Source organism: Ideonella azotifigens, assembly GCF_006519715.1.
Taxonomy (GTDB): domain Bacteria; phylum Pseudomonadota; class Gammaproteobacteria; order Burkholderiales; family Burkholderiaceae_C; genus Ideonella; species Ideonella azotifigens.
Map to the genome: position 1 here is coordinate 1 of NZ_VIDT01000200.1, position 8,366 is coordinate 8,366.

General features: G+C 68.5%; 10 protein-coding genes. 3 read left to right on the forward strand and 7 right to left on the reverse strand.

Features of this window, described 5'->3' with window-relative positions:
• From FKP22_RS13825 to ypfJ, 3 genes are all read left to right on the forward strand, one after another.
• The coding region (locus FKP22_RS13825) for a response regulator (protein ID WP_141288064.1) at nt 1–330 on the forward strand (330 nt) is incomplete at its 5' end.
• A gap of 165 nt (nt 331–495) precedes the next feature.
• Nucleotides 496–951: a PA2169 family four-helix-bundle protein gene (locus FKP22_RS13830; RefSeq protein ID WP_170200897.1), complete on the forward strand. Its 456-nt coding sequence runs from the start codon at nt 496–498 to the stop codon at nt 949–951.
• Between the two features lie 162 nt (nt 952–1,113).
• Nucleotides 1,114–2,010: a KPN_02809 family neutral zinc metallopeptidase gene (ypfJ, locus tag FKP22_RS13835; RefSeq protein ID WP_141288066.1), complete on the forward strand. Its 897-nt coding sequence runs from the start codon at nt 1,114–1,116 to the stop codon at nt 2,008–2,010.
• On the opposite strand, the gene FKP22_RS13840 is transcribed toward ypfJ, so the two are convergent.
• From FKP22_RS13840 to ligD, 7 genes are all read right to left on the reverse strand, one after another.
• Complete coding sequence (locus FKP22_RS13840) at nt 1,956–2,243, reverse strand: thiamine pyrophosphate-dependent enzyme (protein ID WP_141288067.1); 288 nt, start codon at nt 2,241–2,243, stop codon at nt 1,956–1,958. The two genes, ypfJ and FKP22_RS13840, sit on opposite strands and share 55 nt — an antisense overlap.
• A 129-nt stretch (nt 2,244–2,372) precedes the next feature.
• Nucleotides 2,373–4,073: an ATP-binding response regulator gene (locus FKP22_RS13845; RefSeq protein ID WP_170200898.1), complete on the reverse strand. Its 1,701-nt coding sequence runs from the start codon at nt 4,071–4,073 to the stop codon at nt 2,373–2,375.
• A complete protein-coding gene (locus tag FKP22_RS13850) occupies nt 4,073–5,074 on the reverse strand; it encodes a SpoIIE family protein phosphatase (RefSeq protein ID WP_141288069.1) in 1,002 nt (333 codons plus the stop codon). Before FKP22_RS13850 ends, FKP22_RS13845 begins: the two co-directional genes overlap by 1 nt.
• Nucleotides 5,059–5,463, reverse strand: a complete 405-nt coding sequence (locus tag FKP22_RS13855) for an anti-sigma regulatory factor (RefSeq protein ID WP_231010142.1) — start codon at nt 5,461–5,463, stop codon at nt 5,059–5,061. The genes FKP22_RS13850 and FKP22_RS13855 overlap by 16 nt, the downstream gene beginning before the upstream one ends.
• Nucleotides 5,460–5,843: an STAS domain-containing protein gene (locus FKP22_RS13860; protein ID WP_141288070.1), complete on the reverse strand. Its 384-nt coding sequence runs from the start codon at nt 5,841–5,843 to the stop codon at nt 5,460–5,462. Before FKP22_RS13860 ends, FKP22_RS13855 begins: the two co-directional genes overlap by 4 nt.
• 12 nt (nt 5,844–5,855) lie before the next feature.
• Nucleotides 5,856–6,722, reverse strand: coding sequence for an STAS domain-containing protein (locus tag FKP22_RS13865; RefSeq protein WP_141288071.1), 867 nt, complete (start codon nt 6,720–6,722; stop codon nt 5,856–5,858).
• A gap of 119 nt (nt 6,723–6,841) precedes the next feature.
• A partial coding sequence (gene ligD, locus FKP22_RS13870; RefSeq protein WP_141288072.1) for a DNA ligase D occupies nt 6,842–8,366 on the reverse strand: 1,525 nt, incomplete at its 5' end.

An 8,366-nucleotide genomic window follows, 5' to 3' on the forward strand; every position in this document is an offset into this window, starting at 1 on the left:
ACCACCGGCCTGCTGCTGAGCTGCTATGGCTGCGAAGTGAGCTGGGCCGCGAATGCCGCCGAGGCGCTGCAGAAACTGGAAGACGAGCCCTTCGACGCGGTGCTCAGCGACGTGGTGATGCCGGGCGGCATTGACGGGCTGACGCTGGCGCGCATGCTGCGGCGCGAGCGGCCAACGCTGCCGGTGGTGCTGATCAGCGGCTACAGCGCGGCGCTGGCCGAAGTGCAGGACTTCATCGTGCTGCGCAAGCCCTGCGCACCCGGCCCGCTGCTGGCCGCGCTGCGCCGGGCCATGGCAGAAAAAGCAACGCCGCGCGAAACCCGGCGGTAAGCACTGCGGCAAAGCATTCCACGCCCCATCTGCGCCCAACACCACCGAAAACACCTTCAGAACCACAGCCATCCCCAACCCGCAGCCGATGGGCACACGGCTTGCCGAACCTGGGACAGCGGCCCCGCAACGGGCAATCTCGCAACCGAAGACCGGAAGGACATCATGGACAAGAATGACATCACCAAGACCCTGGATCGCCTCGTTGAAACCAGCAAGGACGGCGAATTCGGCTTCCAGGCCTGCGCCGAACACGCCAAGGACGCGGCGCTGCGCCAGAGCTTCCTGACCCGTGCGGCCGACTGCCGCCAGGCGGCCTCCGAGCTGCAGAGCGTGATCCGCACCATGGGCGAAACGCCGGAAGACGGCGGCACCGCCGGCGGCGCCATGCACCGCGGCTGGGTCGCCGTGAAGGGCACGCTGGCCGGCTACACCGACCTGGCGTTGCTCGAAGAAGCCGAGCGCGGCGAGGACGTGGCCCTGGGCGCGTACCGCAAGGCCTTGAAGGAAGACCTGCCGGCGGACATCCGCATGCTGGTCCAGCGCCAGGCCGACGGCGCGCAGCGCAACCATGACCAGATCCGCGCGCTGCGCGACCAGGCACGGGCCATGAAGGTGTAAGCCTCTCGCACCGCCTGCCGGCAGGCCCGGCAGTCCGACCCCAAGGCCCGCGCGAGCGACTGACCGCTTTCGCGGGCCTTGTCATGTCCGGCCTTGCCGCAGAATGCGGGCTGGATGGATCCACCGGCAGGCGCCCCGCGCAGCCGGTTACCGGAGAACGCGATGGAGTGGGAACGAGGCCGGCGCAGCGACAACGTGGTCGAGGCCGATGACGACGGTGGCAACGGCGGCGGTGGCGGCTTCCGCGTGGGCGGCGGCACCGGGCTGGGCATTGGCGGCGTGGCCGTGGTGCTGGTCATCAGCCTGTTCACCGGCATCAACCCGCTGCAGCTGCTGGGCCAGATGTCCGGCGGCGGCAGCGTGCAGCACCAGGCGCCGCCACCGCGCGAAGCCCACACCTCGCCGGCTGCGAAGAACCCGCAGACCGAGTTCGTGCGCGCCATCCTCGGCGACACCGAGGACACCTGGGGCGCGATCTTCCGCGCCAGCGGCAAGCAGTACCGCGACCCGACGCTGGTGCTGTTCAACGGCGGCGTGAACTCCGCCTGCGGCTACGCCCAGTCGGCGGTCGGCCCGTTCTACTGCCCGGGCGACCAGCGCGTGTACCTGGACCTGAGCTTCTTCCACGACATGGAAACCCGCTTCGCGGCCTCCGGCGACTTTGCGCGGGCTTACGTGATTGCCCACGAAGTCGGCCACCATGTGCAGCGCCTGCTCGGCACCTCCGCCAAGGTCGACCAGGCACGCCAGCGCGGCGCCCGCATGGAAGGCGCCAATGGCCTGTCCGTGCGCATGGAACTGCAGGCCGACTGCTACGCCGGCGTCTGGGCCAACAATGCCCAGCAGCGCCTGCACTGGCTGCAACCGGGCGACCTGGAATCCGCCCTGCGCGCAGCCACGGCCATTGGCGACGACCGCCTGCAACAACAGTCCCGCGGCCACGTCGTGCCCGACGCCTTCACCCACGGCAGCTCCGCCCAGCGCGTGAAGTGGTTCAGCACCGGCTACGACAAGGGCGACCCCGGCGCCTGCGACACCTTCTCGGCCAAGCAGTTGTGACGGCAGCAGGCGATCTTCATGCGCGACTGCGGCCCGAGCTGCAGCCGGTCGGTCACCAGCTCGATCATCGCGGCCTTGCCTGAGGCCTTGGCGCGCGCGAATGCCGCGGGGAAGTCCACCTCGTGTTCGATGCGCTCGGCATGCGCGACAAAGGCTTGGGCGAAGGCGACGAAGTCCGGGTTCACCAACTGCGTGCCGGACACCCTGCCGGGGTATTCGCGCTCTTGGGGCATGCGGATGGGGGCGCGGGGGCTTGATCAGCTCGTAACCGCCAGAGGTCATCTCCGAAACCCGCGCAGATGCCTCGCGTACCAATGCGGCCTGCCTGTGTTGGCACAAGCGCCCCCGAGGCGCCGGCCACCTCACCTCATCGGCTGACCGGCGTCGTGGCCAGCGCTTGTTGCGAGCCGCAGCAGCAGGGCATGCATGTCGATTGGCTTGACCAGGAAATCGTCGAAGCCGGCTTGCTTGGCGCGCAGCCGGGTGTCCTGCGTCGAGTAGCCGCTGATGGCGATCAGGGTCATGTCGGGGCCGTACCGTTGGCGCAGCTCGCTCGCCAGGCCAAAGCCATCGAGGCCGGGCAGGCCGATGTCGACGATGGCGATCTCGGGCGGCTGGTCGATGGCGGCGGCCAGGCCTTGCGGCCCGTCGCTGGCCACCGTGCAGGCGTAGCCGTGCATCCGGCACAACTCGGCCATGGCCTGCAGCGCGTCGGCGTTGTCGTCCACCAGCAGCAGCCGCCGCTGTCGCGGGGCGGTCTCCGGTGCCGGCGCGAACAACGGCGGCTCCTCGGTTGCGACCGCGGGCTTGGCAACGGTCGGCAGCGTCAGGATGAATTCACTGCCCAGGCCCAGCCCGGCACTGCTTGCACGGATGCTGCCGCCGTGGTCCGCGGCCATGCGCTGCACGATGGTCAGGCCAATGCCCAGGCCGACGTCTTCTCGCGCCAGGCTGTTCGGTGCCTGCGTGAACAGCTCGAAGATCTTCGGCAGCATCGGTGCATCAATGCCAACGCCGTTGTCCTTGACGCTGATGTGCACCACCGCGTCGGCCGGCGTGATGCCGATCTCGATCAGGCCGCCTTCGGGCGTGTAGCGCGCAGCGTTGTGCACCAGGTTGCTGATGACCTGCTTCATGCGCACCAGGTCGACATCGACAAAGGCCACGTCGTCCAGGGCCGGCACGCGCAGCCGGTGCTGCTTCGCATCGACAAAGGCCCGCGTCATCTCGATGGCTTCGAACACCAGCGAGCCGACGCCGACCACGGCGCGCTCCAGTTCGACCTTGCCGCGCGAGACGCGCGAGACGTCCATCAGGTCGTTGACCAGCTTGGTGAGCTGGGTCGCCTGACGGCCGATGGTGTCGCGGTACTTCCCGACCTCGGCCATGCTGAGGTCGCGCTTGCGCCGCATCACCTCGATGCTCATCGAGATCGCCGCGAGCGGGTTGCGCAACTCATGGGCCAGCATCGCCACGAATTCGTTCTTGCGCTGATCGGCCAGTTCCAGGTCGTGCTTGCGCTGGCGCAACTCGTCCAGCGCGTGCAGCATGTCGCGGTTCTGCTGCTCGAGCTCCTCGTGCGGGCTCTGCTGCTGGGAGCGCAGCAGCTCATCGATGCGCTGGCCGATGTCGGCGGCCGCCAGCCTGGGCGCCGTGCGCGGCAGCAGCATTTCCATCGACACGCTGGCCCCACCGCCAGGCGGGGTCTCGATCCAGAAGGCGTCCACCAGGCGCTGGCTGCCGTGCAGGCCGCCGGCCCTGTGCAGCGCGCCGATCTCGCCATCGGCCCAGATTGAAGCCGGCATGCCGGGGCCCTTGTCCGCGACCCGGATCAGCACCGATTGCGCGCCCGGCAAGGTGGCCGAATCGCCGACCAGAAAGCTCACCGTGGCGGCACCGGCATGCTGCAGCGCATTGCGGCCAATCTCCGACACGGCCGTGGTCAGGCGCGTGCGCTGCAGGGCTTCGAGGCCGAACAACTCGCCGACCTGGCGACACCGATGCCGCAGCATCACCAGGCTCTGGTTGGTCTGGATCCTGACGGTCAAAACAGCGATCTGCATCATTGGCCCTGGATGACGACGACGGTGGCGTCGTCCGTGTTGCGAGCGAAGTCCCGATGCAGCACGGCCGCAATCAGCAAGGGATGGCAGGCCAGCAGGCCGGGATGCCTGGCCAGGCTCCAGCGGGAGCTCAGGCCATCGGTGTTGAGGATCAGCGTCGAGCGGGGCACCCAGGCGACCGAGGACTCGCGCGCCCTCTGCACGCCGTAGCCGACCGTGCCGTCGCTCGAACTCAGGCGCACCGCCACGCCCTGGGTGTGGACCACCGCACTGATGTTGCCCAGGCCGGCAAAGCGCAGCGTCTGCGCATCGCCATCGATGCAGGCCACCGCCATCACCGCACCGCGTGTCGACAACAAGGCCTGATGGGCCAGCTGCACGACCTGGGCCGGACCGACATCGCGCACGCAGCGGTGGAAGGTTTCGATCGCGGCGTGCGCCGCCTCGGCCGCCTTCGGGCCATGGCCAAGACCGTCGACCACCGTCACCGCGATGGACGGGCCAAACCGCAGGCAGGACCAGCTGTCGCCCGACACGATCTCGCCGCGTATCGGCGTCATCCGGCTGCCGACGACAAAACCGTCGTCCCCTGGCGCTGCAAGCTTCTTTTCCTGCAAGCGCACCAGCACGGCAGTGCCCAGGCCGGGCGCGGTGTAGATGTCGAACAGCGCGGCAGCGCGGCGCATGGTGCCCAGCCCGATGCCCAGGCTGCCACCGGTGGAAAAGCCATCCTTGGCCGCGGCGGCGAAGTTGGCAATGCCCGGGCCGCGGTCCAGCGCGACGATGTCCAGCCCGTAGGCCGTGCCATTGGCCGCCAGCGTGCTCAGCCAGACCTCGCCCCGCTCTGCGTACTTGAGGATGTTGGTGCACAGCTCGGACGTGACCAGCGATGCCTGCGCGATCAACTCAGGGCTCAGGCCCATCGTCTGGCCGAGCAGGGCCGCGGCACGACGCACCTCCGCAATGCGGCTGTGGTCGTCGACGGTTACCGTCGTTTCCACTGCACGATCCGCACATGCGTGCCCGCGCCTGGGCGGGAGACGATCTCGAATTCATTGACCAGGCGCTGGGCACCGCCCAGCCCCAGGCCCAGGCTGTTGGCGGTGGTGTAGCCGTCGCGCAGCGCCTGCTGCACGTCGGCAATGCCAGGCCCCTGGTCCTCGAAATCGAGTTGCAGGCCTGGCTTGCCGTCGCGCTGCAGGTCACGCATGGTCATCGTGCCGCCGCCGCCATGCACGAGCACATTGCGCGCGAGCTCGCTGGCCGCCGTGACGAATTTGGTCATCTCCAGCGTCGACAGGCCGATGGCCATCGCACGTGCCTGCACCAACCTGCGGGCCGCGCTGACTTGTTCAGACGTGCGGATCTCGACCACGACAGCGTCGGTCACGGTGCGGCGACGATCCTTCCGGGCTCGTCCAGAGAACGCCGCAGCAGTGCCAGGCCCTTGTCCACGTTCAGCGCCGTGCGCACGCCGGCCATGGTCATGCCGAGTTCGACCAGCGTGATCGCCACGGCCGGTCGCATGCCGACCAGCACCATGGTGGCATCCATGATGCCCACGATGGCCGAGATCTGCGACAGCATGCGGCCAATGTAGGAGTCGACGATCTCCAGCGCCGAGATGTCGATCAGCACGCCGTGCGAGTTGGTCTTCAGCAGCTTCTGGGTCAGGTCGTCCTGCAGGCTCATCGCGAGCTCGTCGTGCAACTCGACCTGGATGGAGACCAGCAGGAAGCTGTCGACCTTGAGGATGGGAATGTGGTCCACCGGGCGCGGCCTCTAGTTGCCGACCTTCAGCGGCTCGGCGCGCTGCACGCTCTGCCCGGTCTTGCGCAAGGCCGTCTGCAGCGCGCCGGCCAGGGTGGCCTTGGTGATGACACCGTCGAGGTTGACCCCGAGGTGAACAATCGTCTGCGCGATCTGCGGGCGGATGCCGCTGATGATGCATTCGGCCCCCATCAGCCGGGCGGCCGCCACCGTCTTCATCAGGTGCTGGGCGACCAGCGTGTCAACGGTCGGCACGCCTGTGATGTCCAGGATCGCCACGGTCGCTTCCTTCTCGACGATGGCCTCCAGCAGGCTCTCCATCACGGTCTGGGTGCGCTCGCTGTCCAGCGTGCCGATCAGCGGCAGCGCGAGGATGCCCTGCCAGAGCTCGACCACCGGCGTCGACAGGTCCAGCAGCTCCTGGTGCTGCCGCTCGATGACCTGCTCCCGGCCGTTCTGGTACGCCTCGATGCTGAACAGGCCCAGCTTGTCCAGCATCAGCGAGACGGCCCAGAGTTCACTGCTGAGCCGCTTCGGGTCGTCGGCCAGCGACTCGCGCAGCGCCACGAACAAGGGCTGCTTCAGCGAGAAGACAAAGGTGGCGGTTTCGGTGGGGCTGAAGCCGGCCACGGCACGGTCACGCGACAGGTCGGTCAACAGCGCCCGCACGTCGTCCCATTCGGTGCCCGCCATGTCGGCGTCGCTGGACCTGCGGATGGCCGCTGCAAAGGCGGCGAGGAAGCTGCGCGCTTGCGCTTGCGTGTCGCCGCTGCCGGGACTGCCATGACGCCGCACTTCCTGCAGCGCGCCAGTCCAGTCCTGCAGAATCTTGCTTTCGTGCTGGCGCAGTACCCACGCCAGCCCTTTGTCGTCTTGCATGCTCTGCTCCGTGGACACAAAAAAAGGCCGCGTCATCGCAGCCGTGCCTTGATTATGCATGTCATGCATGAACGAGCAGGTTTTGACAGCGGCAAGGCGGGTCTTTCACAGGCCGCTCCTCACGGCAAGTGCCCCAGCACCTGCATCGCCGGCTGCAGCTTCTGCCGACCGTGCCGCTCCATGCCGGCCCAGCGGTCCGGCGCCTTCAGGCGGGCGGCGATGGTGGGGACTGTCCAGTGGTCGCCACCGGTCAGCGTCGGCAACTCTTCCCAGTCGACGGGGACCGACACGCCAAGCCCCGGCCGGGCGCGGGCGGACCAGGCGCAGGCTGTCGTGGCGCCGAAGCCGTTGCGCAGGTAGTCGACAAAGATCTTGCCGACGCGGTTCTTCGGCCCGCTCTTGGCGACGAAGCGCTGCGGCAAGGTGCTGGCCAGATGCTGGACGATGGCCTTGGAGAAGGCCTTGACCGCGTCCCAGCCCAGGTCCGGCTGGAACGGCACGACCACGTGCAGGCCCTTGCCACCGCTGGTCTTCAGGAAGGCGGTGAGCTTCAATTCGTCCAGCATGGCATGCACCAGCTGGGCGGCTTCCTGGACCTGCGGCCAGGCCACGCCTTCGCCGGGGTCGAGGTCGAAAGTCAGGCGGTCCGGCTGGGCGATGGAAGGTTGGCCCTCGACGCTGCGCACGCGGCCGTTCCAGGCATGCAGCTCGATCACGTTCATCTGCACCGCGCCGAGCAAGGTGCGGGCGCTGGCCATGGTCACCAGCGGCGCATGGCCCGGGTCCAGCGACGGGTCCAGCTGGGTCAGGCCGGGGATCTTCAGGCCGGCTGCGTGCTTCTGGAAAAACAGCTGGCCGCCCACGCCTTCGGGGCCACGCACCAGCGCCAGCGGGCGGTCTTCGCAGAGCTTGAGCAGTCGTGGCGCGACGGCGGCATAGAACTCCGCCAGCTGCTGCTTGGTGGTGCCGCTCTTGGCGTCGATCACCCGCGAGGCATGCGTGAGCTTCAGCCCGGCAGGCAGCTTCCCGCAGGCACGCCCGCTGGCTGGTGGCGGCAGCTCGGAGGCATTCTCCGGCGCAGCGGCCGCCAGCTTGCCGCCCTTCACCGCCACCGGCTGCTCGTGCACGATGGCGCCTGCCGGCTTGTCGCTGCGCAGCGCGTGGAACACGCCGTGGCGCACCCGGCCCTGGCCGGTCCATTCGCTGAACGAGACCTCGGCCACCAGCTTGGGCCGCACCCAGTGCACACCGGCCTTGATGCCCGCCTCTTTCAACTCGGCCGCGCTCAGCAACAGCGGCGAACGCGTGCTTTCCAGGGCCTGCAGCTGCGCGGCGAGCTTCTTCAGCGTGGCGGTGTTGAAGCCGCTACCGACATTGCCGGCGTATTGCAGCCTGCCTTCGCGGTCGTGCACCGCCAGCAGCAGCGCGCCGAAGCCGCTGCGGTTGCCCTGCGGGTCGGTGTAGCCGACGACGACGAACTCCTGGCGCTGGGTGCACTTGAGCTTGAGCCAGTCGGCCGAACGGCGCGAGACATACGGCGCGTCGGCCCGCTTGCCGATCAGCCCTTCCATGCGCAGCTGGCAGGCGGTGTGCAGCAGTTCGCCAGGCGCGGCGTCGAAGTCCTCGCTGAAGCGCAGCGGGCCG